Source organism: Paraburkholderia kirstenboschensis, assembly GCF_032806925.1.
In the GTDB taxonomy this organism is placed as follows: domain Bacteria; phylum Pseudomonadota; class Gammaproteobacteria; order Burkholderiales; family Burkholderiaceae; genus Paraburkholderia; species Paraburkholderia kirstenboschensis.
Genome location: NZ_CP136511.1, coordinates 165,708 through 191,091 on the forward strand (window position 1 = coordinate 165,708; position 25,384 = coordinate 191,091).

General features: G+C 60.6%; 23 protein-coding genes. 14 read left to right on the forward strand and 9 right to left on the reverse strand.

Annotated features, from left to right (window positions below):
- The first annotated feature begins 28 nt into the window (after nt 1-28).
- From RW095_RS00850 to RW095_RS00870, 5 genes are all read left to right on the forward strand, one after another.
- A complete protein-coding gene (locus RW095_RS00850) occupies nt 29-799 on the forward strand; it encodes an enoyl-CoA hydratase/isomerase family protein (protein ID WP_317015880.1) in 771 nt (256 codons plus the stop codon).
- A 97-nt stretch (nt 800-896) separates the two neighbouring features.
- Nucleotides 897-2,063, forward strand: a complete 1,167-nt coding sequence (locus tag RW095_RS00855; RefSeq protein ID WP_317015882.1) for an acyl-CoA dehydrogenase family protein — start codon at nt 897-899, stop codon at nt 2,061-2,063.
- 9 nt (nt 2,064-2,072) lie between these two features.
- The gene (locus RW095_RS00860; RefSeq protein ID WP_317015883.1) at nt 2,073-2,948 is read left to right on the forward strand and encodes a 3-hydroxyacyl-CoA dehydrogenase family protein; all 876 of its coding nucleotides are present in this window, start codon (nt 2,073-2,075) and stop codon (nt 2,946-2,948) included.
- A 2-nt stretch (nt 2,949-2,950) separates the two neighbouring features.
- Entirely contained in the window at nt 2,951-3,634 is a 684-nt protein-coding gene (locus RW095_RS00865) for a 3-hydroxyacyl-CoA dehydrogenase family protein (RefSeq protein ID WP_317015885.1), read from the forward strand.
- Nucleotides 3,631-4,752, forward strand: coding sequence for a CaiB/BaiF CoA transferase family protein (locus RW095_RS00870; protein WP_317015886.1), 1,122 nt, complete (start codon nt 3,631-3,633; stop codon nt 4,750-4,752). The genes RW095_RS00865 and RW095_RS00870 overlap by 4 nt, the downstream gene beginning before the upstream one ends.
- Before the next feature lie 66 nt (nt 4,753-4,818).
- On the opposite strand, the gene RW095_RS00875 is transcribed toward RW095_RS00870, so the two are convergent.
- A complete protein-coding gene (locus RW095_RS00875; RefSeq protein WP_317015888.1) occupies nt 4,819-5,517 on the reverse strand; it encodes a DUF2889 domain-containing protein in 699 nt (232 codons plus the stop codon).
- Between the two features lie 149 nt (nt 5,518-5,666).
- Between RW095_RS00875 and RW095_RS00880 the strand changes: the two genes are divergently transcribed.
- From RW095_RS00880 to RW095_RS00890, 3 genes are all read left to right on the forward strand, one after another.
- Nucleotides 5,667-6,149, forward strand: coding sequence for a MaoC/PaaZ C-terminal domain-containing protein (locus RW095_RS00880; protein ID WP_317015889.1), 483 nt, complete (start codon nt 5,667-5,669; stop codon nt 6,147-6,149).
- A gap of 104 nt (nt 6,150-6,253) precedes the next feature.
- The gene (locus tag RW095_RS00885) at nt 6,254-7,099 is read left to right on the forward strand and encodes an oxidoreductase (RefSeq protein WP_317015891.1); all 846 of its coding nucleotides are present in this window, start codon (nt 6,254-6,256) and stop codon (nt 7,097-7,099) included.
- A gap of 126 nt (nt 7,100-7,225) precedes the next feature.
- Nucleotides 7,226-8,698 carry an NAD-dependent succinate-semialdehyde dehydrogenase gene (locus RW095_RS00890; RefSeq protein WP_317016677.1) on the forward strand — a complete coding sequence of 491 codons (1,473 nt, stop codon included), beginning with the start codon at nt 7,226-7,228 and terminating at the stop codon, nt 8,696-8,698.
- Nucleotides 8,699-8,808: 110 nt separating this feature from the next.
- Here the strand turns inward: RW095_RS00890 and RW095_RS00895 are convergent, their stop codons facing one another.
- From RW095_RS00895 to RW095_RS00910, 4 genes are all read right to left on the reverse strand, one after another.
- The gene (locus RW095_RS00895; protein ID WP_317015892.1) at nt 8,809-9,552 is read right to left on the reverse strand and encodes an SDR family NAD(P)-dependent oxidoreductase; all 744 of its coding nucleotides are present in this window, start codon (nt 9,550-9,552) and stop codon (nt 8,809-8,811) included.
- 62 nt (nt 9,553-9,614) lie between these two features.
- Nucleotides 9,615-11,285, reverse strand: a complete 1,671-nt coding sequence (locus RW095_RS00900) for a class I adenylate-forming enzyme family protein (RefSeq protein ID WP_317015894.1) — start codon at nt 11,283-11,285, stop codon at nt 9,615-9,617.
- A gap of 26 nt (nt 11,286-11,311) precedes the next feature.
- The gene (locus RW095_RS00905; protein WP_317015895.1) at nt 11,312-12,091 is read right to left on the reverse strand and encodes an enoyl-CoA hydratase-related protein; all 780 of its coding nucleotides are present in this window, start codon (nt 12,089-12,091) and stop codon (nt 11,312-11,314) included.
- A gap of 382 nt (nt 12,092-12,473) precedes the next feature.
- Nucleotides 12,474-12,938 (reverse strand): hypothetical protein, encoded by a 465-nt coding sequence (locus RW095_RS00910; protein WP_317015897.1) that lies wholly within the window; start codon nt 12,936-12,938, stop codon nt 12,474-12,476.
- An 84-nt stretch (nt 12,939-13,022) separates the two neighbouring features.
- On the opposite strand from RW095_RS00910, the gene RW095_RS00915 reads away from it, so the two are divergent.
- Nucleotides 13,023-14,174 carry a sigma-54 interaction domain-containing protein gene (locus RW095_RS00915; protein WP_317015898.1) on the forward strand — a complete coding sequence of 384 codons (1,152 nt, stop codon included), beginning with the start codon at nt 13,023-13,025 and terminating at the stop codon, nt 14,172-14,174.
- A 96-nt stretch (nt 14,175-14,270) separates the two neighbouring features.
- Here RW095_RS00915 and RW095_RS00920 read toward each other — a convergent pair whose 3' ends face one another.
- Nucleotides 14,271-15,068, reverse strand: coding sequence for an enoyl-CoA hydratase/isomerase family protein (locus RW095_RS00920; protein ID WP_317015900.1), 798 nt, complete (start codon nt 15,066-15,068; stop codon nt 14,271-14,273).
- 328 nt (nt 15,069-15,396) lie between these two features.
- On the opposite strand from RW095_RS00920, the gene RW095_RS00925 reads away from it, so the two are divergent.
- Entirely contained in the window at nt 15,397-16,176 is a 780-nt protein-coding gene (locus RW095_RS00925; RefSeq protein ID WP_317016679.1) for an SDR family oxidoreductase, read from the forward strand.
- Nucleotides 16,177-16,326: 150 nt separating this feature from the next.
- Here RW095_RS00925 and RW095_RS00930 read toward each other — a convergent pair whose 3' ends face one another.
- The 3 genes from RW095_RS00930 to RW095_RS00940 all read right to left on the reverse strand — a co-directional run bounded on the left by RW095_RS00930 (nt 16,327) and on the right by RW095_RS00940 (nt 19,842).
- Nucleotides 16,327-17,880, reverse strand: coding sequence for a tripartite tricarboxylate transporter permease (locus tag RW095_RS00930; RefSeq protein ID WP_317015901.1), 1,554 nt, complete (start codon nt 17,878-17,880; stop codon nt 16,327-16,329).
- Entirely contained in the window at nt 17,877-18,350 is a 474-nt protein-coding gene (locus RW095_RS00935; RefSeq protein ID WP_317015903.1) for a tripartite tricarboxylate transporter TctB family protein, read from the reverse strand. Before RW095_RS00935 ends, RW095_RS00930 begins: the two co-directional genes overlap by 4 nt.
- A 256-nt stretch (nt 18,351-18,606) precedes the next feature.
- Nucleotides 18,607-19,842: a CaiB/BaiF CoA transferase family protein gene (locus RW095_RS00940; protein ID WP_317015904.1), complete on the reverse strand. Its 1,236-nt coding sequence runs from the start codon at nt 19,840-19,842 to the stop codon at nt 18,607-18,609.
- Between the two features lie 339 nt (nt 19,843-20,181).
- Here RW095_RS00940 and RW095_RS00945 point away from each other — a divergent pair, with 339 nt between their 5' ends.
- Genes RW095_RS00945 through RW095_RS00960 form a run of 4 tightly spaced genes read left to right on the forward strand, consistent with a single transcriptional unit; the run spans nt 20,182 to nt 25,084 of the window.
- The gene (locus RW095_RS00945; protein WP_317015855.1) at nt 20,182-21,402 is read left to right on the forward strand and encodes an acyl-CoA dehydrogenase family protein; all 1,221 of its coding nucleotides are present in this window, start codon (nt 20,182-20,184) and stop codon (nt 21,400-21,402) included.
- Between the two features lie 10 nt (nt 21,403-21,412).
- A complete protein-coding gene (locus tag RW095_RS00950; RefSeq protein WP_317015906.1) occupies nt 21,413-23,566 on the forward strand; it encodes an acetate--CoA ligase family protein in 2,154 nt (717 codons plus the stop codon).
- A gap of 27 nt (nt 23,567-23,593) precedes the next feature.
- Nucleotides 23,594-24,343: an electron transfer flavoprotein subunit beta/FixA family protein gene (locus RW095_RS00955; RefSeq protein WP_317015907.1), complete on the forward strand. Its 750-nt coding sequence runs from the start codon at nt 23,594-23,596 to the stop codon at nt 24,341-24,343.
- Nucleotides 24,344-24,361: 18 nt separating this feature from the next.
- Nucleotides 24,362-25,084 carry an adenine nucleotide alpha hydrolase family protein gene (locus RW095_RS00960; RefSeq protein ID WP_317015908.1) on the forward strand — a complete coding sequence of 241 codons (723 nt, stop codon included), beginning with the start codon at nt 24,362-24,364 and terminating at the stop codon, nt 25,082-25,084.
- Nucleotides 25,085-25,384: the final 300 nt, after the last annotated feature.

Genomic DNA, 25,384 nt, shown 5'->3' on the forward strand with positions numbered 1-25,384 from the left:
CCTGCTCGACTGTCTATGGGAGACGAAGATGTCGATTGAAACCTTAGTGGACGGGCGCATCGCCTATGTCACGCTGAACCGGCCGCAGGCGCTCAATGCGTTGAACTTTGGCTTGCTAACCGATCTGGCGCAGGCCTTCGACGAAGTCGGGCGCTCGGACAGTAGGGCCCTCGTTATAACGGGCTCGGGTGAGAAGTCATTTTGCGCCGGCGCTGACATTAATGAACTGATGGACCGCGACCTCGTTGCCCAGCGCGATGGCGCCCTTTTCGGTCAATCCGTGTTCGCGAAGCTCGATCGGTTGCGCATGCCCTCGATCGCGGTAATTCACGGCTACGCATTCGGGGGCGGGCTTGAACTGGCGATGGCCTGCACGTTCCGGATCGCGACTGCGAAAGCGAAGCTCGGTTTGCCGGAGATTAAGCTCGGGCTTATTCCAGGCTATGGTGGCACTCAGCGTCTGCCGCGCCTTGTCGGTCAGGCGCGCGCGCTCGACATCGTCATGTCGGGGCGCACGGTCGGCGCGGAAGAGGCGGAAAGAATCGGCCTCGTCAACGTCATCGTCGAAGGTGACGATCCTAAGGCGATGGGTGCCCGGTACGCGGAGCGTTACATCGGCTTCAGCAATTGCGCATCGTCGTTTGCCCGGGACGCCGTGCGCCGTGCGTTCGACGTCGATCTTCAGGAGGGCCTGCGCATCGAAGCCGATCTGTCGACGCTCGCATACCGCACGGCGGACGCGGCCGAAGGCATGCGCGCCTTCGTGGAAAAGCGGCCACCGCAATTCAAGGATGCGTGAGCAGGGCGGGGACGCCGCCGTCCGGCAGGGCGCCGTTTGTCCACGCAATGCACGATGAACCACGGCCGGATCAAGGCCCAAACCATGCGGAATTACGATGAACGTACTGGAAAGAATCGATTCAAGCATCCCGTTGAACGACGACGAACGACTTCTTGTGGACAGCGTGAAGACGCTCGTGCGGGACCAGATCGCCCCGCGTGCTGCCGGATACGACCGCACGGGTGCGTTTCCACAGGCGAACATCGACGCGATCAACTCGCTCGGCCTGAATGCGATGTTTGTACCCGAGCAGTACGGCGGCGCACAACTGTCTTTCAAGTGCTATGCGTTGTGCGTGCGTGAAATTTCCAAGGCGTGCGCGTCCACCGGAATCATCTGGGCCACTAACTACCATGCGATCAAGCCGTTGATCGAGTATGGCAGCGCAGCTCAGAAGCAGCGGTTCCTTCCGGCGATCGCCGAGGGTGCGCTCGCGTCGCTCGCCATTACGGAACCTGGAGCGGGTTCGGATGCCACCGGCATGAAGACAACCTTTCGCGAAGACGGCGATCATATCGTGATCAACGGCGGCAAAACTTTCATCACGAATGGCGATGTCGCGGATCAATATCTTCTGTTCGGCAAGTGGGCCGGAATCGACGATCCAAAGCGATCAATTTCGGTGCTCCTGCTGGAAAAGGGAACTCCCGGCCTCGCTGTCTTGCGTACCGAAGAAAAGATGGGTACCCGCGCATCGGGCACCGCGACGCTGGCATTTGAAAACTGCCGGGTGCCGCGCGCGAACCTGATCTGCGAACCCGGCGACGGTCTGCGCATTCTCCTCGGCTCGCTCAATCGCTCGCGGCCGAGCGTGGCCGCACACGCGCTGGGGATCGCGCGGGCAGCGTTCGAGGACGCGGTGGCATATATCAACGAACGCAAACAGTCGGGCCGCAAGATCATCGAGTTTCAAGGCATTCAGTTCATGCTGGCCGACTTGGCCGCCGAACTCGCGATGTGCGAGTCATGGCTGTGGCGCGTTGCTGCACAGATTGATGCAGGCGAAACCGAGTTTGGTATCGAGGCATCGATGCTCAAGATGCGTGCTTCCGATGCGGCCATGCGCATCACCACAGACGCCGTGCAACTGCTGGGCGGCTACGGATATTGCGCGGACTATCGCGTCGAGCGCCTGATGCGCGACGCCAAGATCACGCAGATCTGGGAAGGTACGAATCAGGTCCATCGTCAGCTCATTGGACGAAGCTTCATTCAGAAATAGGAGACGCACATGGCAGAGATCAAGATAGTCGGCGTCGCCGGCAGCGGAACGATGGGATGCGGAATCGCGATCGTCGCCGCGCGAGCTGGCTTCGATACCTGGGTGTACGACACGCGGCAGGAGGCGCTTGACCGGGCCCGTGCGCAGACCGAGAGTTTTTTGAAGAAATCCGCAGAACGGGGCAAGATTCCCCCAGATGCAGTACCCGACATCATGTCGCGCTGGCATGGCACCACCAGGCTCGAGGAACTGGCCGACTGCGGTGTGCTGATTGAGGCAGTGTTTGAAGACCTTGGCGTGAAGCACCAACTGTTTAGCGCGCTCGACAAGGTGTGCCCACCTGAAACCATCTTCGCCTCTAACACTTCGACGATTTCGATTACGGAGATCGCGGGCGGCAGCGGCCGTGCAGACCGCTTTGTTGGGATGCACTTCTGCCTGCCTGCACAGTTGATGAAACTTATCGAAATGTCGCCAGGCATCAACACCAGCGATGAAACCTTCGAGCGCGCATGGTTATTCGCTCAGGCGCTGGGCCAGAAGCCTGTACGCACGCAGGACACACCGGGCTTCATCCTCAACTATTTCCTGATCCCGTTCAACAACGATGCGATCCGGCTGGTCGAGCAGGGCGTGGCCGCGCCTGCCGACATTGACCGTGCGATAAAGACCGCGCTCGGCTACCCGATGGGCCCGATGGAGCTTCTCGATCTCGTCGGCATGGACACACAACGCCTGTTGTGCGAAGCCATGCACGGCTTGACCCAGGAGCCCCGTGCCGCCTGTCCGCCGCTCGTCAAACGGATGATCGCGGCGGGCCGCCTCGGCAAGAAGACCGGCAAAGGATTCCACGCATACGACAATACGAAGATGTTCGGAGCATGACTATGACATATCGCATCATTTGCGCGGGAGAAAGCCGCTCGTTTCCGGAAGGCCATGCTTTCGTCGAGGCCGCGCGCGACGACGCGGCGGCGCGTGTCTACATAGGTGTCGATGCCGGACGCACCTTCGTCGGCGACGCGGACAGTAGCTGGAAAGTGAGCCATGCTCCGTTCGTGGCCATCGAACTCGGTCATGAGTGCCTCGCCGACTACACCGCCGACAGCGCTCAGGCCGATCTCAAGGGCGGGGCCGCGCCGAACGTCTTCGGCTTCGCTCGCTTCAAGCTCGGTGATGCCTCGCCGAGCAATCTCATCGAACTAGTGAAGCCGGCGCAGGCCAATGCCGCCGCGCTTGAGCAGGCCAAGGCGGCATTCGAGGCCGCTGGCTTCATGGTAGCAGTGTGTGGCGACTTTCCAGGACGGATCGTCGATCGCCTGGTGCGACCGTATTACAACGCTGCGCTACGTCGGCTCGACGAAAAGCTCGCTAGCGCGACCGATCTCGACATGACCTTGCGTCTGGGGCTCGGCTACCCTGAAGGCCCGATCGCGCTTCTTGAGCGTACCGGATTGCAACACCACTACGAGGTCACACAGGCCCTGTACGAAGCTCTCGGCGATACAGCGTACGCTCCCGCACGGCGTGCCCAGGTCGCATACCGCCGCGCGAAGGAGAACGCGCAATGACGCTGCCAATGTGGGGTATCAAGGTCGTCGATCTGAGCACCCTGCTGCCCGGCCCAATGTGCACACTGCTCATGGCCGAGGCGGGCGCCGATGTCGTGAAGATTGAGCGCCCCGCTGGCGGCGACGAGATGCGCAGCTACGTGCCGAAACTCGGTCCGGACAGCGTGAACTTTGGATTGCTGAATCGGGGCAAGCGGTCTGTCGTACTCGACCTCAAGTCGGACGAGGGGCGCGAGTCGGCACTTGCGTTGATCGCGCAAGCCGACGTCCTGATCGAGCAGTTCCGGCCCGGCGTTATGAATCGATTGGGACTCGGCTACGAAACACTTGCCGCGCGCAATCCTCGCCTCGTGTATTGCTCCATCACCGGCTACGGTCAAGCCGGGCCGAAGGCCGACGTTGCTGCGCATGACCTCAACTATCTGGCCGAGAGCGGCATGCTCGCGCTCTGCGCCGGCAGCGACGGCGCGCCGGTCCTGCCCCCCGCGCTAATTGCGGACATCGCCGGGGGCGCCTTTCCGGCGATTATGAACATCTTGTTCGCGCTCAGGCAAAGGGACCAAACAGGGCAAGGCTGTCGCCTCGACATCTCGATGGCGGACAACCTCTTTACGTTTATGTATTGGGCGCTCGGCAATGGTGAGTGTGGACAAGGGTGGCCGAAACCGGGTGGTGAACTCGTGACGGGCGGCACGGCGCGCTACCAGATATACCGTGCGGCTGACGGGCGTTATCTAGCGGCCGCACCGCTCGAAGAAAAGTTCTGGCAAAACTTTACGCGCGTCATCGGCGCGCCCGAACTAGCAAAGGAAGATGGATTCGATCCGGCTGTCAAAGAGCGAGTTTCCGCCTTGATTGGAAGCCAGCCGTCGGATGTGTGGGTGGAACGCTTCGCCCAGGTCGACGTCTGTACGGTGCGTATTGTCGGGATGGAAGAAGCAGTGAAAGACCCGCACTTCGTGCAGCGAGGCTTGTTTGATCGAAAGGTGCGGATGCCGGGCGGAGAGTTGGTGACTGCATTGCCGGTTCCGATTGCCGATGAATTCCGCGCAACGGACGATGTGCGTGATTCACCCGCGCTGGGCAGCAGCGAAGCGAGGTTCGAGCGCGACGCGTGACGGTGTCGCTGTTGCGCGGCGATGGGAAGTTTCCGCGCACCATCGCCGCGCATGACCGACGGCCCTTCATTCTTGCGGCGGCGCGTCCGGCGCTCGATGATGCCCGGGCCACAAAAATTTCACGACGTCTCGATGCACCTCGTACGCGTAGCAGCTATTCAATTGACGCGGAACGCCATTCGCGTCGAGCGAGCGGGCCGGACTCTTCCTGATTCCCATCAAGCCTTGCAAGGCAGTCGTTGCTAGCGGGATCAGCATTTCCATGAGGTGCGTACAACTCACGGAGCCATGCAAGCGCTGCTTAACCCTGGAGGACCATCCGCTCGCGATGCGCTCCCCGACCATCAGCTCGAGGCTCGACTCTGCCCCTTTGCAGATCGAATGGGGCGTCACATCCGAGGACGCGTCGATACGGCGCACGACACAGTCGCCGTCCATCGTTATGCGCACCCACAGATCGTGTAGCGCCTCTCCTGGTGGAATCGGCTCCGGTGAGGCGGCGCGCTCGAAAGCGAACGGCTTGCTATCGACCAGATGCGCCTCGACGTCGAAGAGACCGTCCTCGCGTTCGTAGGCCTTCATGTCAATTACGCGATGATGAATCTCACGGCGCGCCGTGGCAGCTGACAACGGCATAAGTCCCCCCTGAATGTGTGACTCGATTCGTTGATTGCTCTGTCGAGCAAGGATCGGGCCAGTCGGCAGCGCTTCAGCTCCAGACGCCCGGCAAACTACGCCGGCACCTTCATCGCGCGGGTCTGTCATCGACGAAGACACTGTGTTGTCGAGGCTGACACGACGACCGACGCGAACAACGATTGAAGCGCTGCTTCGCGCCGTCTAGCAAGGCTTGCAAGCGACGGCACGATGGTTGCATCAAGGCGTCATCTTCATCGATCAAAAGGAGCGGCGCAATGGCGTCTGGCAGAAGAGGACTTTTCTGGGAGGACTTCGAGATCGGCATGGTCTTGCAAACTCCAGCACGCACGATCACCTCGACCGATATCGTCAACTTCGCTTGTCTGACAGGCGATTTCAACGAGGTTCATACCAACTGGGAGTACTGCAAGATCACGCCGTTCGGCGAGCCCATCGCTCACGGTCCGCTGGTCTATGGAATCATGGGCGGCCTGACTTACGCGAGTGGCATCAATGATGGCACGCTGCTCGCGCTATTGCAGATCGATGGCTGGCGGATGCTAGCACCCGTCAAGCACGGCGACACTTTGCATGCCGAAATGAAGGTTTTGGAACGCAAGGAATCGAGCAAGCCGGATCGCGGCTCGGTGAGAATGCAGCGGCGCTTTGTTCGCCACGATGGAACTGTCGTTCAGGAGATGGAGGTGACGCTCCTTTACCGTCGCCGCGGCTCGACTCAACCGGCCCAGGCTGACTGATCGACAAGACCACGCTGTGACAGAGCGCAGTCAATCAAGAGTCCTTATGTGGGGCGAGCGGTTGCCCCTGTTTGACCTATAGGTAACAACAAGGAGGATATGTAATGACGAATCAATCACCTCGTACCTGGCTGATCACGGGCGCCGACAAAGGCCTTGGCCACGCCACGGCGAAGGCCGCACTGGAACGAGGCGACCGCGTGATCGTCACGGTGCTCGCACCGGATGGGAGCCACAATCTGGCCGCGCAATACCCCGACACGCTGCGATCGTTTCACCTCGACGCACGCGACCACGCCCGTTTCGACGAAGTGGTTGCGCAGGCCGAACGCGCCTTCGGTCGAATCGACGTACTGGTCAATAACGCGGGCTATGGATTGCTCGCGATCGCCGAATCGACGCCTGCCGACAAGTATCGGAACATGTTCGAGATTAACTTCTTCGGGCTCGTCGAAATGACGCGCGCTGTGCTGCCGATCATGCGCCGTCAACGCGCGGGGCACATCATCAATCTGTCTTCCAAGGCGGGGTTTGTCGGGTCCGCGGGGTTCGCCTTCTATAGCGCTTCCAAGTTTGCGGTGGAGGGCTACTCGGAAGCGCTTGTCAAGGAAATCGGACACCTCGGCATTCACGTGACCATTATCGAGCCAGGCGGGTTCCGTAGCGATTTCGCTGGGCCGTCACTGGTCTGCGCGACAAGCGACGACGCGGACTACGCAAAGACCAATCACATGATCGAAAAATATGTCGAAGAGCGGCACGGCAAGCAGCAAAGCGACCCGGCCAAGTTCGGCCCCGCATTGTGCCGGCTTGTCGACGCAGAGCAGCCGCCGCTGCGCCTGCCGTTAGGCATCGACAGCATCCAGCTCATTCGTGACGACCTGCGTTCCGTGAGCGAAGAACTCGATCGTTGGGAAGAGCTCACTATGTCGACGATGGTCGACGATTAACCCGATCCACGGATCGAACAGCGCGATGCCGCAGCAACGTAGAGAAGGAGCGGACACGAGCCTGCTGCGACTTCCGCGCGGCTTCCCTACTGAAACCGAGGCAAAATCAGGAGCAACGTCATGCCGATGTCAGGCACACAAGAAGACAGGAGCGGCGCCGCAAAGGCTTATCCCCGAATCGGCTGTTTCATCGACGGTGAATGGATATTCGATCGGCCCGCGTGTCAGCAAGTAATCAATCCCAGCGACGAAACTCAACTGGGTCCGGTGCCCGGCGCGACACGCGAAGACCTCGCACGGGCATTAGATGCCGCACATCGAGGCTTTCTGATGTGGCGGGATACACCACCGCAACAGCGAGCCGAACTGCTGCTGAGAGCGACGGCGCTGCTGCGCGAACGTGCCGAGCAGATTGCGCGCATTATCACTCTCGAACAAGGCAAACCAATTGCGGATGCCCGAAGCGAGGTTGACCGTGCGAGTACGTTTCTCGAGTGGGATGCGGCTCAATGCCTGCGTACATACGGCACCATCGTCCCAGCCGAGCCGCAGATGCAGCGGCTTGTGATGCGGCAACCGATCGGACCAGTCGCGGCCTTCACACCCTGGAACGTGCCAATCAGTTCGCCTTCGCGGAAGATCAGCGCTGCGCTCGCAGCAGGTTGCTCGGTTGTCATCAAGGCAGCGGAGGAAACACCGGCTAGTGCATGCGCATTCGTCCAGTGCTTCGTCGATGCCGGCTTGCCGCCCGGTGTCCTGAACCTCGTGTTCGGTGATCCGGCGCAGATCTCGTCCGCATTGATCGCGTCGCCCGTGATACGAATGATCACGCTCACGGGCTCGGTCCAGGTCGGCAAACAGCTGACGCAACTCGCCGCCGCAGCTATGAAGCCCGTACTCATGGAGTTGGGCGGCCACGCCCCCGTCTTGATTGGAGAGGACGTCGACGCCGCGAACGTGGGGCGGCTAGCAGCTGCGTCCAAGATGCGCATGGCCGGGCAGATCTGCGCGTCACCGACACGCTTCATCGTTCATGAGAAGGTCTATGATGAATTTGTCGCGGCGTTCGCGGGTGCCGCCGGCGAACTGCGCGTTGGCGATGGATTCGAACCCGGTGTCCGAATGGGCCCTGTCGCCAACGGCCGTCGACTCGCCGCGCTAGAATCACTCGTCTTCGACGCGAAGGACTGTGGTGCGCGAGTAGCCACGGGCGGACACCGTATTGGCGACCGCGGTTACTTCTTTGCGCCCACGGTCATCGCTGACGTCCCTTTGAACGCGAGAGCGATGCACGAGGAGCCCTTCGGGCCACTCGCACTCTGTGTGCCGATGCGCGACCTTGATCAGGGTATCGCCTTGGCCAACAGTTTGTCAGTTGGTCTGTCCGCCTATGCATTTACCAACTCACTGCACGACGCCGAGCGCATCAGCCGCGAGGTCGAGTGCGGCGTGCTGTCGATCAATCATTTCGGTAGTCCGGGGGCCGAAACGCCTTTTGGCGGTGTAAAGGAAAGTGGCATGGGCCGCGAGGGTGGCCCCGAATCGCTAGATTCCTACACCATCACAAAGACGGTGTTGCAACGGACCGCTCGAGTGTGAGAAAAGCCGGGCACGCCTGTCAGCGCGGCCCCGCTTAATAGATTTCGAAGTTCTGGATTGATCGGCTGGCGGGATGAGAAGCGCAGGTAATGCGCTTCTCTCTCAGAGTTCTAATGGGCCACGCCCTGTCCACCGTCGATATAGATAGTTTCGCCGGTCAGAAAGCCGCAAGCTGGTACGAACAGAGAAGTCACGAGTGCGCCAACTTCTTCGGCTGTGCCGGGCCGACCGCGCGGAATGCGCTTTTCGAGGTATGCCTTCAACGGGCCAGCGTTGATCGAGTCCGCGTTCAGGTCTGTCTGGATGTATCCGGGTGCCACGTTCATGACCCGGATGCCCTTGCTACCCCATTCGACCGCGAGGCAACGCGTGATCGCGCCGACGGCCGCCTTGCTGGCACAGTAAGCCAGATTGCGCTTTACCCCCAGCTTGTCGAAGAACGAGCCGATATTGACGATCAAACCGCCGCCATTTTCGATCAGGTGAGGGTAGACCGCCTGGCAGGCCATCACGACCGCCGTCGCATTCATATCCATCACATGGCGCCACTGGTCGAGCGGCAATTCGGCCGACGGCGCATCGACGTGAACGCCGGCATTGTTCACAAGTCCCGTGATACGCCAGCCTTCGCCGCTTAATTCGCGAAACACGGCCGAAAGCGCTTCCGGCTCGGTGACGTCGGCTTTGCGCGCGACCCAGCGCTCGGCCGTGCCCGGATCGGCCGTCGGGTATGACGGCAGCGACCCAGAGCGGGAAAGGCAAACGACATGGTGACCTTGTGCAGCAAGCGTGAACGCTATTGCCGCGCCGATGCCTCGGCTCGCCCCGGTTACGACTATGCAATCCCGATTCATTCACACTACTCCAGACTATGTGTTCAATTGACCGCCTTGCAGCCGCTTTTTTTCCGTTCACCTCAGGCCGCTCGATACCGCACCGGCTGTGGGTTGAGTTCGCCTTTCTCGACCTGCAGTGTCAGCTCGCGTTTCAAAATCTTGCCACTGGCGGTCATGGGGAACGTCGAGAGGGTGACGAAATATTCAGGCATGTCGAACTTCGAGAGACCTTCACTCGCAAGGTGTTGCAAAACTTCCTCCGCGGTCGGCGCAACGCTGTCACAGACGATTGCAAGGCAAACCTTCTCGCCAAGTCGCTCGTCCGGCACGCCGAACGCGGCGGCTTTCTTGATGCCCGGATGACGATGCGCATACTCCTCGATATGGCTCGGATGGATGTTATGTCCGCCGCGAATGATCAGATCCTTCTTGCGTCCAACGATCTCGAGGTTCCCGGCGCTGTCGAAGCGTCCCAAGTCGCCGCTCATAAACCACCCGCTGCTGTTGAATGACGACTCAGTCGCTGCCTGATTGTTGAAGTAACCGAGCATCAGTACACCACCGCGCCCGCCGATCTCCCCCACCTCGCCAGGGGCCGCTTCCAGGTCAGGATTTTCAGGTTGCCACAAACGGATTTCATAGCCCGAGCACGACCTGCCGCAGGTGCTGGTGATAGTTTCCACGGTGTCGGTGGGCCGTGTGTACTGGTGTGAACCGTTCTCCGTCATGCCGTAGACGTTTTGCGGTTTCGCGCCTAGCGAAAGGAGCTTGCGCGCCGTCTCGGTAGGAATGAGACTGCCTGCCATGTAGAACATCTTTACTGAGCCGAGACGCGTAACGCCGCGCCGATCGACCTCGCGTAGCAAATCCATCGCGTGCGTGGGCACCCCCATCACATACGTCGCGCCCGTGCTCTCGATCCAGTCCAGCGCGCTCACGCCAGCCGAAGGATCGTACATGACGAGCTCGCAACCCGCCACGAGCGTTTGCTCGACGGCCACGGTCGCAACGTGATGGCTCATCGGACTCAAGGTCAGCAGCACCGTGTCGTGATCCTGCGACCAGTCCTCAACCAGCGCACGGCCGTTGGCCAGCAAGGTGTTGTCGCTGTGCATGACCCCTTTGGGCGTGCCGGTGGTCCCGCTCGTGAAAGCCAGATAGACGACCTGATCGGGGTTCGTGCTGGCGGGGGGAAGCGGGATGCGTGAAACCTGCCCGGGATACGGCATTCGCTGGACGCCGTCGGGCAACTGGGCGTCTTGCGCGTCCAACGGCGGCAGCGAGTAGAGCCGTTTTACGTGTGGGAGGTCGGACGCGCGTGCGAAAATATTGGCGACCTCTGCGTCCGCCCCCCAGCCTGGCTGAGCAAAAAGGGCTCGGCAATCGATGCGGCCAAGCATCGCGACGATTTCGGCGACTGTGTAGTTCTGATGCAGCGAGGGATTGCATACGTAGCCGTTGCGCGAACAAGCGAGCATGATCACCACGGTCTCAAGCCGATTCGGTAGCCAGATTGAAACGCGGTCACCGCTGCGCAAGCCGCTATCGTGAAGGTCGGCGGCGACGGCATCGGCCCATGCGACGATTGCGCTCCACGTCATGCGCCGGGTAGCGTCACGCACGGCAAACGCACTGCCGCGCTCCGTCGCATGGCGTCTCGCCAGTGAGTAAAGCGTGTCGGTTTGCCATATGCCGGTGAGATAGTGGCGTCGATCGTCCGCCGGATCGTGCAGGGTTAGGAGGTGGGACATGGTACAAACTCCGCAAGTCTCAAGATTCAACGGCCGAAGCGGGTGGCGTCCGGACTGCGGCGCGCGGCGAATGCCGAGGCGAGTTCATCGTGTTCGTCCGTCTCCAGGTAACCGCGCAGAAGAAGGTCATGCGCCATGCGCGAAAGACCGCTTACACCACCGTGCTTTGCATTGAACGCGGCCTTGATGGAGGCAAGGGCAAACGCGCCGCGATCGGCAATCTCAAGCGCGAGATTGCGGGTTGCATCTTGCAAATCGGCGTCCGGTACGACGTGATTGATAAGACCCCACTCCTGCGCTTCCCGAGCGGTTAGTTTCGGATTGCGGTACCACATTTCCTTTGCTCGCTTCTTCCCGATAAGGTCTTCGAGATACCAGGTGCCGTATCCGGCGTCGAAGCTGCCCACCATTGGGCCGACTTGCCTGAATACCGCGCTTTCCTTTGCGATAGTGATGTCGCAAACTACCTGGAGGACGTTGCCCCCACCAACGGCAAAACCATTGACCGACGCGATCACAGGCTTCTGCAAACGGTCGATGCTCTCGTACATCTCAAGGGTCGGCAGCACGCCCGCATACAGCAGCGAGTCTTCCATCCCGTCCTTGCGTCCCCCCGTGCAGAAAAACTTTTCCCCTGCACCTGTAATAACGATTACGCGTGTGCGCGTTTCCCGGCGAATCTCGTTGATGCAATCGCGAATCTCATGACACATGCGCGCCGTGAACATGTTGCCGTCGTTCGGACGATTAAGTGTGATGGTCCCGATCGGGCCGTCTTCCTGATAAATGATTTCTTCGAACTGCATGGGTTTCCTCCTCCGTTGAAATGGTCCGCGCACCACGTTCGCCGGATGCAATCGGCTCGGGGGGTATAAACGTCGTCGCGGCTCCCACGATGAAGAAAGTTCTGCAAGTCCTATGCCAATCGCGCATCCAGTCAAGGCGGGGAGGATTACCCTGGTTTTTGGTATATATCCATCCGATGCATACGTCGGGCGCCTGCCACTAGACGACGCGTGGGGCCGCCATCGGGCGCTATTCATGAACCTCGGGTATAGGTGAAATCAGTGGGCGATAGGTAATGCCGCGCAGCCACAGTGATACGCTTGTGTCCACGGCGAGTACAGACTCAACAGCAAAACACACCGATGCTCGCGACGGAGACACGGAATCATGGAGACAGTTGAATTAGTTCGACCACGGCCGCTCGCATCGACTTTGCGCGGCGTGTTGATTTTGGCTGCAGATGGCAAGGAGCTGGTTGCCAGTGGCATAGCAGAGCAACGAGAGATGGCGACGCGCATTGTGTCCGGATGGCACGAGGCGAGGCGACGTCAGCGTGTGCTCTTTTCGGTAGAAGGCCCCGACGCATCGCCGGTCGTGGTCGTCGTTTTGCCAGAAACCGATGTCACGATTTTGGTCGCAATGGTTCGAGAGGGGCGCGACTCGCTCTTCGAGTTCGTCAGCACAGTGGACTTCGCCAGCGACATCCTTGCGCACTTTCTCACCAACCCGTTTGAAGCGCTGACTGTCGTCGATCGGGCGGGCACGTTGTGCTACATGAGTCCCGTTCACGAACGGTTTTTCGGCATGAAAGCGGGTAGCGGCATTGGCCGCCACGTCACCGAGGTAATCGAGAACACGCATCTGCATAAGGTCGCGGAATCGGGCAAGTCGGAGATCGGTTCGCTGCAGGAAATGCGCGGCGTGACTCGTGTCGTGACGCGACACCCGATCATGAACGCGCGCGGCGACACGGTGGGCGCCATCGGGCAGGTGATGTTCAAGGGTCCAGAGCAATTACAGGCGTTCTCGAACGAGCTTGCCAAGCTTAAGTCGGAGGTCGCGTATTACCGGCGCGAGCTCAAGGATCTCAAGAGCCGGAGCTATGGGCTCGACCAGATCGTCGGCGACAGCCTCGCGATGCAGCGGCTCAAACAGCAGATCATCAAGGTGGCGCCGCTCGACGTTCCTGTGCTCCTGACCGGCGAAAGCGGCACCGGTAAGGAACTGGCCGCACACGCGATACACAAGCTGAGTGTCAGACGTGATGCGAATCTGGTGATGGTCAACGCGGCGGCACTGCCGGCGACGCTGGTTGAAAGTGAACTGTTCGGTTACGAAGGCGGCTCATTTACAGGCGCTGAACGAAAGGGAAGAAAAGGCCAGATCGAACAGGCGGACCGAGGCAGCCTGTTTTTCGATGAGGTGGGCGACATGCCCGCTGAGGTACAGGTGAAGCTGTTACGTGTTTTGCAGGATGGCTCGTTTCAGCGCGTTGGGAGTAACGAGCCGCGCAATTCTAACTTCCGTCTGATTAGCGCGAGCAACCGGAACTTCGAAGCCATGATCGACGAGGGGACCTTCCGGCTGGACCTGTTCTACCGGATCGGCGCGGTGGTCATACGCTTGCCTGCCCTGCGTGAACGTCTCGACGATATTCCTCTGCTTGCGGACCTCGCGCTCAAAAACTTCGCTGAACGGCATGGGCAACAGCCGAAAGAGATGTCAGCTCAAGCAATTGAATTCCTCAAAGGGCAATCGTGGCCCGGCAACGTGCGCCAGCTCATGCACACCGTCGAACGAGCGGCGATCTTCAGCGAATCCGATTTCATCACCGCGGCGGACTTCGGGCAGATCGAATCGGCCGGGGCGGAGCCGCCGATGCTGATGTCGGCTCGCTCCTACCTCAACCCGGAACGCAGAACGTCACAGCCAGCGATGGGTGAGTCCGTTAGCGTGAGCAGTGCGGTCGAGCAGGTCGAAGAGCAGCTTATCCGTACGGCGATGGCGCAATACGACGGTAACAAGAAGCGTGTCGCATCGAGCCTCGGCATATCCAGGTCGTATCTCTACAAGCGACTTGGGCAAATGGGCCTCGTCAACTGAGCGATGCGAGACTCGATTCGTCGAGTCACAGAGTTTCATGGGTCGTCGCAGGGACGGCCTGTTCGCCGTCGCCTGCTCACACTCAACCTGACAGGTTCATCGACCCTCTCTGGATGCGCCGGCGAAGTCAGCCGGCCGCCTTTCCAATGCCGCGCTCAGGCCTTCGCGGAACTCCGCGCTCGACATGGCAAGTGCCTGCCCGAGACCCTCATACGCAAACATTTCATGCAGTGATGTTTCGTAGCTGCGCGCCATCAACGATTTGGCGAGCCCCATGACTTCGGAGGGTCCCTCGGCAAGGCGTGTGGCCTCTGCGAGGCTCGCGTTTTCCACCTGATCATCCGCCACCACCTTGGCGACCATGCCGAGTTCCAGCGCTTCTTTCGCCGACATGGTCGCGCCGCCGAACAGGAAATTCTTCGCTCGAGCCATGCCGATCAACCGAGGCAGGTGATACATCGTGCCGATGTCGGGCAGCGCACCGAGTTTGAAGAAGCCCGAGATGAATTTCGCGCTTTCGCCTGCGATCAGCATGTCGCCCGTGAGCGCGAGCCCAAGGCCGCCTCCTACCGCTGCGCCACGCACGCCGATGACTACCGGTTTATCGAGCGTGATCAACGGCGTCAGCCAGCGGCTCAAACTGCGGAAGCGGCGGTGCACGGGCCAAGGGTCGCTCGCCGTCTGTAACATCTTCAGATCGCCCCCAGAACAGAAGGTGGGGCCCTCTGCCGTGAGGAACACCGAGCGCACCGAGCGGTCGCGCTCGGCCTGTTCGACAGCATCGCCGAGTTGTTCCCTCAACTCGGTTGTGAGGGAATTGCGATTCTCCGGGCTGCAGAGTCGGATCACAAGCACGGGACCTTCGGTCGTCGTACTCACCAGCTGCTTTGTCATTGAGCGCTCCTGTACGGTTCTTGATTGACGGTCAGTGGCGAATGCAACTGCCATGCCAAAACAGAAACCCGGCATGACGTTGCAAGCCATGTCGTTTTTGTCTCTCTGGCGGACAGATTCGTCCGTAGCGGGAACACACGTGCGTTCACCGTAGAGGGCGGCTTTGACATTGCCTTCGACCACCCCGCGGTGGCTTCCCACCTTCGGCAACCGATCACGCCGCAATATCCGATGGGCAAATTCCGGCATGGACCTTGCCTTGCTCACGGTTGGGCTGGTGGGTTGCTGCAGACCGCCGGACGACGATGGAACCAACGGAGATGACTTGATGTTTGCGAATGACACACTGAAAGGGCGCACCGCGCTTATCACGGGCGGGGGAACGGGTATCGGGCTTGAGATCGCGACGGCGTATGCGAAGCTCGGCGCGTCGGTAATGCTCGTCGGACGCAACGAAGAACGCGTGCAGGCCGCGGCGAAGGCGCTCACGGAAGCGGGCGGCGTGGCGGGCGCTCGCAAGGCGGACGTGCGCAACTACGACGATGTGAAGGCTGCTGTCGACGCCACCGTCGAGTCGTTCGGCTCGCTCGATATTCTCCTGAACAACGCGGCGGGCAATTTTGTCTGCCCGACAGCGGAACTGTCACCGCGAGGCTGGCAAACGGTCATCGACATTGACCTCAATGGGACATTTCATTGCTGTCACGCCGCCTATCCGCACCTCAAGCAATCCAGGCAGGGCGCTTCGATCATCAGCATCATCACAATGCTTGGCGTTACGGGATGGCCTCAGGCGGCGCATGCGGCGGCGGCGAAAGGCGGCATTCTATCGCTGTCTCGCACGCTCGCAGTGGAATGGGGTGGCGACGACATTCGCGTCAATACGATATCGCCCGGCCCTATCGGCGACACTGAGGGCGTGCAACGGATGTATATAGAAACAGGACGCGGCCATCTCGAGGAAAAAAAGACCGCGCTTGGCAGATTCGGTCGCAAAGAAGATATCGCCAATGCAGCGGTCTTTCTTGCATCAGGACTGGGCGCGTACGTTACAGGAGAAAACCTCATCGTGGACGGAGGTCGCTGGTTGAAGTATGTCGCTTCCTGAGCGCCTGGCGACCCGAACGGTTCAACCGGTTGTGAGTTCACGGCATGCCTTTCGAGCGAGAGGCGTGCCGTTTTCTTCAGAAGAGTCAATGTTGCCGAATCAGCGGTCATCGGTAACCGACGACCGTGAGCCTAGTTTCTCAACGCTCCTTCACTCGTCAGTGGTTGCGGGTTCTCCGATCGCCGGCAAATCAACGTCCAGCAGGCGGCGGTTTCGTGTGTTCGCACGCAAGCCGAAGAATATCTGCGCGCCAATCATGACAGCGCAAACAACTATGAAACCAGCGCTGATGGGCCTCTGAATGAATATGCTCATATCGCCGCGAGAGAGCAGTAACGCGCGGCGGAAGTTCTCTTCCACCATCGGCCCCAGCACATAACCCAGCAGGATGGTCGCCACTGGAAAATCAAGCGCCAGCAAGATCGCGCCGACTATTCCGAACACAAGCACCTCCATTACCTCGAAGAGGTTGTTGTTGGTGCTATATACGCCCACTGCAATGAAGAAAAGAGCAGACGGATACATATAGCGATACGGCACCTGCAGAACTTTTACCCAGATTCCGATCATGGGTACGTTAAGAATAAGTAGCAGCACATTGCCCACCCAGAAGCTCGCAACGAGCCCCCAGAAAAGATCTGCATGCTCGGTGACAAGTTGCGGCCCCGGCTGGTAGCCCTGAATCAGCAGTGCGCCTAGCAGCAGGGCCATCACGGCGTCACCGGGAATGCCGAGACTCATCGTCGGAATGAAATCTACCTGGGTTTTCGCGTGCGTGGACGCCTCTGGGCTCGCCACGCCCTCTATCGCCCCCTGGCCAAAGCGCTCCGGGTGACGAGAAATCTTGCGTTCAAGCGCGTAGGCGATAAAGGTCGTGATAGTCGGACCCGTGCCGGGGATGGCGCCGAACAACGTACCGACGAACGTGCCTCGCACCATCGGCATGAACGACTGCTTTAGTTCGCTCCATGTCGGGCGCATGTCGCGTAAGCGAACCTTCGCCCGCTTGCCGATCGACTGCACACGGTTGACATTGCGCAAAAAGTCCGCGACGCCGAACAGACCCATTGCCAGCGCCACCAGTTCAACCTTGTCGGACAGTTCGACGAAGCCCAGAGTGAAGCGTTCGACTCCGCTGTTCACGTCCGTTCCCACGATGCCGAGCAGCAATCCGAAGGTCGTCATTGCAATGCCCTTCAGCGGCGAGCCTCGCGACATTGTCGATCCGGCCAGCAAGCCCAGCAGCATGATTGAGAAGATTTCTGCGGGCCCGAATTTGAACGCTATCTTTACGAGAAGCGGTGACGCGACAATCATGACGACAATGCCGACCGAAGCCGCAAAGAACGACGAAATCATCGTAATTCCGAGCGCGGTCCCGCCTTTGCCCTTCAAGGTTAGCGGGTAGCCGTCGATGCAGGTTACCGCATGAGGCGGATGCGAGGGCAGATTCAGCAGGATCGCACCGATTGCGCCGCCGTATTGCGAGCCGTAAAAGATGCCGGCGAGCATAAGAAGCGCCGGAACCGCATGCATCGTGTAGGTTAGCGGCAAGAGCATCGCTATTGCGGAGAGCGCGCCCATGCCGGGCAGCACGCCGATGAGGTTGCCGATCAGCACGCCGAACAAAGACCACATGAGGTTGTGCGGCATCAGCGCGATGCTGAAGCCAAACCATAGGTCGTGAAGTGTTTGCCCGATCATGCATACCCCCATCTGAACAACGGCAACTGGATCTGTAGCGCCCACCAGAACACCACCACGCTCACGAACGCCATGGCGAGTGCGAGAATGGCTGCATTGCGCCAGTTGTTCTTCCGATCGCCCAACGCGGAAATGAACACAATTGAAAATGTGGCCGGCACCATGCCTGCGTACTTCGCAAGTGCGACGAACGATGCAATGCCCAGGCAAATCAGGAACCACGCTCGCCATTCGACTGGATGCCGCGCCGCTCCCCTACCGGCTTTGGGCGCTGATAGTCCTTTGATCGCGACCGCAAGACCTGAAAGTATCAGAATGACGCCGAGGGCGAGAGGAAAAAAGCCTGGCCCCATCTGACTGAGCGTGCCGATAGCAAACGCCGATAGCGAATGCACCGCCACTGCGACGCCGAATCCTGCAACCAGAGTACCTCCCAGGACGTCCTTGTGCGGATTGCGCACGGCTGTCACATGGCCTCCCAATGCGGTGAACGGGTGTAGGCCGAGGTGCCCAGCGCTGGCACGAGCTGATGACACATGGTTGGTTGCATGTCTCCTCCGTTTATTTCGACAGGTCTTTTATTCAGGGTCTCGTACCTAGGCAAGTCATATGCCACACGGCGTCCTGCTATAGCGCCGGCCTTGGCACTGAAGTTTGTTTTCTGCACGACCACAGTGTCCGGTGCGAGGACACAACGCATACAGTTTGTTTTGCGGCAATGGCAGGCTAAACCACACCGTCATCGCGCAGGCGCTGATATTCGTCGGCCGGCATGTCGAGCCAGGTTGTCAGCACGCTCTCGCTGTCCTCACCCAGTCGAGGTGGCGCCTTGCGATAGGTGTGCGCGTTACCGTCCACGTGAATGCCCAGCCCCACCTGCGGAATGCGGGTCTCGCCTCGTTCGACCGCGTAAAAGAAGCCGCGCCGACGTAGCTCCTCGTCGCCGGCGACCTCATCGAGCCGGTTGATCGGCCCGGCCGGAATGCGTGCTTCACGGAATAGCTCCAGCCAGTTGTCGCGCTCGCGCGTGCCGATGACCGACTGGATCTTTGCCACGATCTCCTCACGCAGACGCCGTCTCGCGCTGTTGCCCGCGTAGCATTCCCGCTGCGCCACCTCCGGCTCGCCCAGCGCACGCCAGAACCGGCCCCAGATGCCGTCGTTGCCCAGCCCGATGGTCAGCGGCGCATCGGCCGCCTGGAACACCTGATAGACGGCGATTACGCTGTCGCGTCCGCCCGAGCGCCGCGGCACTTGGCCCGAGCCGAGGTACGGCACGATGCGCGGGGTCATGAAGCGCGTCATGCTCTCGATCATCGAGACGTCGATGCAGTGCCCGCGCCCGGTGCGGTTGCGGTCGATAAGCGCGGCGAGCACCGCGAGGGCCGCATCGGCGCCCGCGAGCAGGTCGGCGGCGGGCGTGCCCACTTTCTGCGGCTCGCCGCCGGCCTCACCGGTGAGATCCATCACGCCGCTGTAGCCCTCGGCAATCAGGTCGTAGCTGGGCATCTCACTGCGTGCGCCCTGCAGGCCAAAGCCGGAGATGGAGGCATGAACGAGGCGTTCGTTGACCGGCCTCAGGCTCTCGAAGTCGATGCCGAGCTTGCGCTGAACTGCCGCAGTCTTGTTGACCACGACCACGTCGGCGCACGCGACCATGCGGCGCAGCACGTCCAGACCGTCGGGCTTGCTGTAGTCAAGCGTGAGGCTGTGCTTGTTACGGTTGATGCTCAGAAACCAGAGCGATTCGCCATCGAGAAACGGCGGCCCCCAGGCGCGCACGTCGTCGCCGCGGCCGGGCGGTTCGATCTTCACGACCGTGGCGCCCAGATCAGCAAGCAGCAGCGTGGTGTAGGGCCCGGACACGGAGGTGGTCAGGTCGAGCACGCGCACGCCGTCGAGCAGGTTCAGGGTGGCGCCTTCGGGCGGCGCAGGCAGACAAACAGTATCGGTATCGGTCATGGTCTGGGACAGAGGACGTTTTTTTCCAGCTGCCAGTCAGGGCAAGTCCTATGCCATTAAGCAGCGGGTTATCGCCCGCCTGCGCAACGCAGCGTGGAATGTCCGCCCTGCACACACTCGATTGCTTCATTCGTCCTCCAAACGGACATCTCGTCTGTTGACACGTCCTGATTCGAACATGCTCGTGACAGAAAACGCAGGCCTCGCACCGGTTTCTTTTGGCTCGCTTTGGATGGCATACATGTTGCAGATTGATAGCCGCACATGACGCGGTGCCGATGCAAGACATGAAGCGCACGGCGTCCCTGAACAGCAAAGGAGAAAGTGGTGGATCCAGCAATGTCCGAGGAGATTGAAGCGGTACGCGACATGGTCAATCGATTCATGGAGACCGAGGTCGTACCGGTGATGGAAGGCTATGAGCAGCGCCGCGAGTTTCCGCGCGAGCTGATCAGGAAAGCGGGTGCGGCAGGCCTGTACGGCGCGGTGTTTCCGGAATCGGTGGGCGGCAGCAACATGGGCTATCTGGCCGCGGCGGTAATCCAGGAAGAGATGTGCCGTATCGACGTGCGCTTTGCCTCATGTAACAACCAGCAGGGCTCGACCTGCCCGAGCTGCATCTACTTCGGCGGCACACCCGAGCAGATCCAGAAGTATGTGCCGAACCTGCTGGCGGGCGTGACGATCGGAATGATGTCGCTGACCGAGTCGGGCGGCGGCTCGGATGCGGCGGGCAACATGCAGACGTTTGCGCGGCGCGATGGCGACGTGTACCGCATCAGTGGCCAGAAGATGTGGGCGTCGATTGCCAACGAAACGGACGTGGGCGTGCTGTTCGCAAAGACGGACCGCGCCGCGGGTGCGAAGGGCGTGAGCGCGTTCATCGTGCAGCCGAAGAAGTATCCGGGCTGGACGGCCCAGCCGATCGAGACAATGGGCCTGTCCACCGCATTGCGCACGAACGTGGTGTATCTGGACGATTTCGTGGTGCCGGTGGAGGACCGTCTGGGCGAGGAGGGCGAGGGCTTCAAGATCATCATGCGCACGCTGCAGCCGGGGCGTGTGGGGGTGGCGGCCAAGGCGCTGGGAGTGGCGCGCGCGTGCTTCGAGGATGCGGTGCGCTATGCCAACGAGCGCACATTGCGGGGCCAGCCGATCGGTCGGTTCCAGATGATCCAGTCGGACATCGCGGAGATGGCGGTGGCGATTGAGGCGAGCCGGGCGCTGGTGTACAAGGCGGCGATCGCGATGGACGAAAGCCAGCCGTCGAACCGGCTTGCGGCGATTGCGAAGTACCACGCCTCGCAGACGGCGAAGTTTTGCGCGGACAAGGCGGTGCAGATATTCGGTGGCTATGGACTGGCGAAGGAATACCGGGTGTCGTGGTACCGCGCGTACGCGGACATGTTCTTCACGGGCGAGGGCTCGGCGAATGTGCAGAAGATCCTGATTGCGGAGGACGCGCTGGGCTACAAGCTGGCGGACCGCCATCACGGCAAGACGGGACTTCGGGACATCCGCAAGGACGATGTGATCGCGCAACTCAATGCCACCCGGTGAGGAAAACGTCATGTCAGAAGAACTGATCGACGACCGCGAAGCATCGAGCGCAACCAGGGCAGGCAGCCCGCTACACACTAGAGACATGATCGACAAGAACTGGTTCGACAAGCTGATCCAACCGCGCAGCGTGGCCATCGTAGGCGCTTCTCCGCAACCCGGAAGTCCGCGCAACACGATGGTGCGAGTGCTGCTAAAGCATGGCTTCACTGGGAACGTCTATCCCGTCAGTCCGAGTCATCCGGAAGTGGAGGGGTTGAAGGCCTATCCATCGGTGGGCGCGCTGCCCGAAGTGCCAGATGTCGCACTTGTCATTACGCCCGCTCAAACGGTGCCTGGGGTGATTGAGGAATGTGGCGCCAAGGGAATCGGCGCGGCCATCGTTTTCAGTTCGGGCTTCGAGGAAACCGAAGGCGGCAAGGAGCACGCTCGCCTTTTGGCGGAAGCTGCGCGGCTGCACAACGTCGCCGTGCTGGGCGCGAACTGCCAGGGCGTCTGGTCGGTACAGCATCGGAGCATGTTGACATTCAGCCCGGCGGCGCTCGGACAGGAGACGCTCAAGCACGCTCCGATCGCTGTGGTCAGTCAGAGTGGCGCACTCGCGGGTGCGATCGGGAATTATCTGCAGAACAACGGAGTCGGTTGCTCGTACATCATCAGCGTGGGCAACGAGACGTGCCTGGATGCGCTCGATGTATTGGCCAGCCTGATCGAACAGGACGACGTACGGGTGGTGGCGTTATATATAGAGGGCCTGGACGATGCTGGCCGGATAGTGCGCATTGCCGAGCGCGCGCGGGAACGTGACGTGCAGATCGTTGCATTGAAGGCGGGGCGGTCGGCCGTCGGTCAACAGGCCACGGCGTCGCACACCGGCAAGATCGCCTCGTCGCATGCGGTCTACGCCGACGTGTTTGAACAGGCGGGGATCATCGCCGTAGACAGTTTGATCGACGCTTTGGCAGCGGTCGAAGTGCTGGCCTATCTGCCACATCCGCGGGTCAGCGGCGATCCGAAAGGCGGCGCTTCTGTTATGAGCTCGTCGGGCGGCGCAGGCGCACTGCTTGCCGATCACAGTAGCGAGTACGGCATTCCCATGGCGGAGTTCAGTGAGGATACGGCTTCGAAGCTGCAAGGAATTCTTCCGGACTTTGCACGTAAAGCCAATCCCGTGGACCTGACGGGGCAGATCAATAGTATGCCGAACCTGTTCAAAGACACCTCCGAGGCCATCGAGGCAGATCCCCGAACCGAGGCGATGATCGTGCAATTTGCCAGCAGCGGTCGCCGTTATCTGGAGCGGAACGGGGAGGTCTTCAAGACAGTCGCGCGGAACGTACCGTTGGTGGTTAGCTTCATTGGCGAGTTGCCTGACCTGGCGACTCGCCAGGATTTGCGGGAAGCCGGCGTCCTCATTACCGCTGACCCCTCTCTTGCGATGAGCGCTTTGTCGCTGCTATACGAGCGCAAACGCATGCACGAACTGCCGCTGTCGCCAGTACGTGAGCCATTGGCAGAACGCGCTGCACCGCAAGACTGGTCGGAGACGATGTGCTATTGCGAGGAGAGCGGAATCACGCCCGCAAAATGGATTGTGCTTGGCGCGGGCGAGTCGGCCGCAACGGCGTGCGCGCATCTGTCGTATCCCCTAGTGGTGAAGGTGCTTCCGTCCGAGTGCGAGCACAAGACAGAAATGGGGCTCGTCCGCCTGCGCGTGCGCTCTGCCGGTGAAGTCGATGCAATTGCCGCGGAGTTTCGCGAGCGGCTCGACAAGCCGGACATGGGAGTCCTAGTACAGGAGATGCTTGGCGACGGCGTCGAAATCGTTCTGTCCTGTCTTCGTCAGACGGACTTCGGTCCAGTCATCTCAATCGGCTCGGGCGGCGTGGCGGTGGAGTTGTATCGAGACGTTGCGCACCTCGCGCTACCGGTTTCCGCGGACCAGGTGCTGGCGGCGTTGCAAAGGCTCAAGCTCTGGACCTTGCTGCAAGGGTTCCGCGGCAAACCGGCTGCGGACGTGGACGCGCTCGTCCGAGCCGCAGTGCGATTCGGCGATATGTTCGTGGCAACGCCGGAGGTGCTCGAGTTCGAGATCAACCCGGTCATCGTCAAACCGGTCGGCCAAGGTATCGGTGCCGTCGACGCGCTGGTGACGACACGCTAGCCCGAAACTGTCTACGCGAGGAATGAAATGAAGATTCTGGTGCCCGTCAAGCGAGTGGTCGACGCCAATATCAAGGTCACCGTAAAGTCCGACAACAGCGGTGTAGATATCGCCAATGTGAAGATGTCGATCAATCCGTTCGACGAAATCGCGGTGGAGGCAGCCGTGCGGCTGAAGGAGTCAGGCGTCGCGACTGAGGTAATCGCCGTGTCGTGCGGCGTCACCCAATGTCAAGAGACGCTGCGAACGGCGCTTGCCATCGGCGCCGATCGTGCGATCCTCGTCGAAAGCAATGACGAACTGCAGCCGCTCGCCGTCGCCAAGCTGCTGAAGGCGCTGATCGACAAGGAGCAGCCACAGTTGGTCATTCTCGGTAAACAGGCCATCGACGACGATTCGAACCAGACCGGTCAGATGCTGGCTGCGCTCGCTAACCTGCCGCAGGCCACGTACGCCTCAAAGATCACCGTTGCCGGCGGCCGCGCGACAGTTGCTCGGGAAGTCGATGGTGGTTCGGAAACGCTCGAGATGTCGCTGCCCGCCGTGATCACTACGGACCTGCGTCTCAATGAGCCGCGCTACGTGACGCTGCCAAACATCATGAAAGCGAAGAAAAAGCCTCTTGAGACTGTCCGGCCAGACACGCTGGGCGTGGACGTCATGCCGCGTCTAAAGACCCTCAAGGTTACCGAGCCGCCTAAGCGCAGAGCTGGTGTGAAGGTGTCTGATGTGAGAACGCTTGTCGACAAGCTCAGAAACGAAGCGAAGGTTCTGTGACAGGAGAGGGGTAGCCCCGTGACCATTCTCGTCATTGCTGAGCACGACAACGCCATACTCAATCGGTCGACGCACGCAACCGTGGGTGCGGCTGCTCTAATCGCCACGTTCACGGGAGTGGATGTGCATGTGCTTGTTGCCGGACACTGTGCATGGGCGGCAGCGGAGGCGGCGACGCAGATTGCGGGCGTGTCGAAGGTTATTTTTGCCGATCTTCGTTACACCTCCAACGTGGCGGAGGCCACGGAAATGACGGTCGGGCGGATTGCGTGCAGCCACTCGCGGATACTCGCGCCTGCCACCACGGATGGAACGCGGTTGGCGTCGCGTGTAGCGGCGAGGCTAGGCGTCGCGCTGATCGACGACATGACGGGGGTCTTGGACGCCGAAACTTTTGAGCGAGCGGTCGAGGTGGGAGGTGCGTCTCCCACCGCGCGATCACTCGGCCCGCTCAACGTGATCACGGTGAACGTGGATGCTTTCGACGCAGCGGCGTCAGAGGGCGGCGGCGCATCGATTCACAAGATAGGCGAGCAAGACACGCATCGCTCCCAATACACCGCGCACGACGAACGGCAGCGCACAAGCTACGGGCCTGGCCAAGCGGACCAGCGGCGCTCGGCCAGGCTCAGTCAGGCGACGACTTTCAAGGCGCTCTCGGACAAGCTCGAAATTGCCGTAGGTGCATCGAGAGCTTTTCACGAGCGGCTTAGACTCAGACGGTATTCATGCCTAGATTGATTTGAGAGCGCTCTCATCGATTCTTATGCGAAGCCTGCATCAGAGGAGAGTAGTCATGCAGCCGGAGAGGCAGTCATTGCGCCGTGCCGTCGAGAAGTGGTTGAATCCAGGCGCTCGTACGGCCATCCACGCGCAGCGCGTGCGCCATGGGAAAACGAGAACCTTCAGTTGCGTATGGGTACATGTGTCATGTCGCGACGGTTCGCTCTCCGTTGCGTTTTTTCGCCATGAAGACGGCTCGTGGCAGGTCTATCCACCTGCGGTGAAACTGCCAGTCATGGGCGCTGCACGCAGGCGTTT

Bases quoted from the DNA above. Each gene is read 5' to 3' on its own strand.
- RW095_RS00850 (WP_317015880.1), top strand. From the start codon at position 29: ATGTCGATTGAAACCTTAGTGGACGGGCGCATCGCCTATGTCACGCTG.
- RW095_RS00855 (WP_317015882.1), top strand. From the start codon at position 897: ATGAACGTACTGGAAAGAATCGATTCAAGCATCCCGTTGAACGACGAC.
- RW095_RS00860 (WP_317015883.1), top strand. From the start codon at position 2,073: ATGGCAGAGATCAAGATAGTCGGCGTCGCCGGCAGCGGAACGATGGGA.
- RW095_RS00865 (WP_317015885.1), top strand. From the start codon at position 2,951: ATGACATATCGCATCATTTGCGCGGGAGAAAGCCGCTCGTTTCCGGAA.
- RW095_RS00870 (WP_317015886.1), top strand. From the start codon at position 3,631: ATGACGCTGCCAATGTGGGGTATCAAGGTCGTCGATCTGAGCACCCTG.
- RW095_RS00875 (WP_317015888.1), bottom strand. From the start codon at position 5,517: ATGACAGACCCGCGCGATGAAGGTGCCGGCGTAGTTTGCCGGGCGTCT.
- RW095_RS00880 (WP_317015889.1), top strand. From the start codon at position 5,667: ATGGCGTCTGGCAGAAGAGGACTTTTCTGGGAGGACTTCGAGATCGGC.
- RW095_RS00885 (WP_317015891.1), top strand. From the start codon at position 6,254: ATGACGAATCAATCACCTCGTACCTGGCTGATCACGGGCGCCGACAAA.
- RW095_RS00890 (WP_317016677.1), top strand. From the start codon at position 7,226: ATGTCAGGCACACAAGAAGACAGGAGCGGCGCCGCAAAGGCTTATCCC.
- RW095_RS00895 (WP_317015892.1), bottom strand. From the start codon at position 9,552: ATGAATCGGGATTGCATAGTCGTAACCGGGGCGAGCCGAGGCATCGGC.
- RW095_RS00900 (WP_317015894.1), bottom strand. From the start codon at position 11,285: ATGTCCCACCTCCTAACCCTGCACGATCCGGCGGACGATCGACGCCAC.
- RW095_RS00905 (WP_317015895.1), bottom strand. From the start codon at position 12,091: ATGCAGTTCGAAGAAATCATTTATCAGGAAGACGGCCCGATCGGGACC.
- RW095_RS00910 (WP_317015897.1), bottom strand. From the start codon at position 12,938: ATGCAGATGCGTGTTCTCGATTACCTCGGTGACGTGGCGGCCAATGCC.
- RW095_RS00915 (WP_317015898.1), top strand. From the start codon at position 13,023: ATGAACGCGCGCGGCGACACGGTGGGCGCCATCGGGCAGGTGATGTTC.
- RW095_RS00920 (WP_317015900.1), bottom strand. From the start codon at position 15,068: ATGACAAAGCAGCTGGTGAGTACGACGACCGAAGGTCCCGTGCTTGTG.
- RW095_RS00925 (WP_317016679.1), top strand. From the start codon at position 15,397: ATGTTTGCGAATGACACACTGAAAGGGCGCACCGCGCTTATCACGGGC.
- RW095_RS00930 (WP_317015901.1), bottom strand. From the start codon at position 17,880: ATGATCGGGCAAACACTTCACGACCTATGGTTTGGCTTCAGCATCGCG.
- RW095_RS00940 (WP_317015904.1), bottom strand. From the start codon at position 19,842: ATGACCGATACCGATACTGTTTGTCTGCCTGCGCCGCCCGAAGGCGCC.
- RW095_RS00945 (WP_317015855.1), top strand. From the start codon at position 20,182: ATGTCCGAGGAGATTGAAGCGGTACGCGACATGGTCAATCGATTCATG.
- RW095_RS00950 (WP_317015906.1), top strand. From the start codon at position 21,413: ATGTCAGAAGAACTGATCGACGACCGCGAAGCATCGAGCGCAACCAGG.
- RW095_RS00955 (WP_317015907.1), top strand. From the start codon at position 23,594: ATGAAGATTCTGGTGCCCGTCAAGCGAGTGGTCGACGCCAATATCAAG.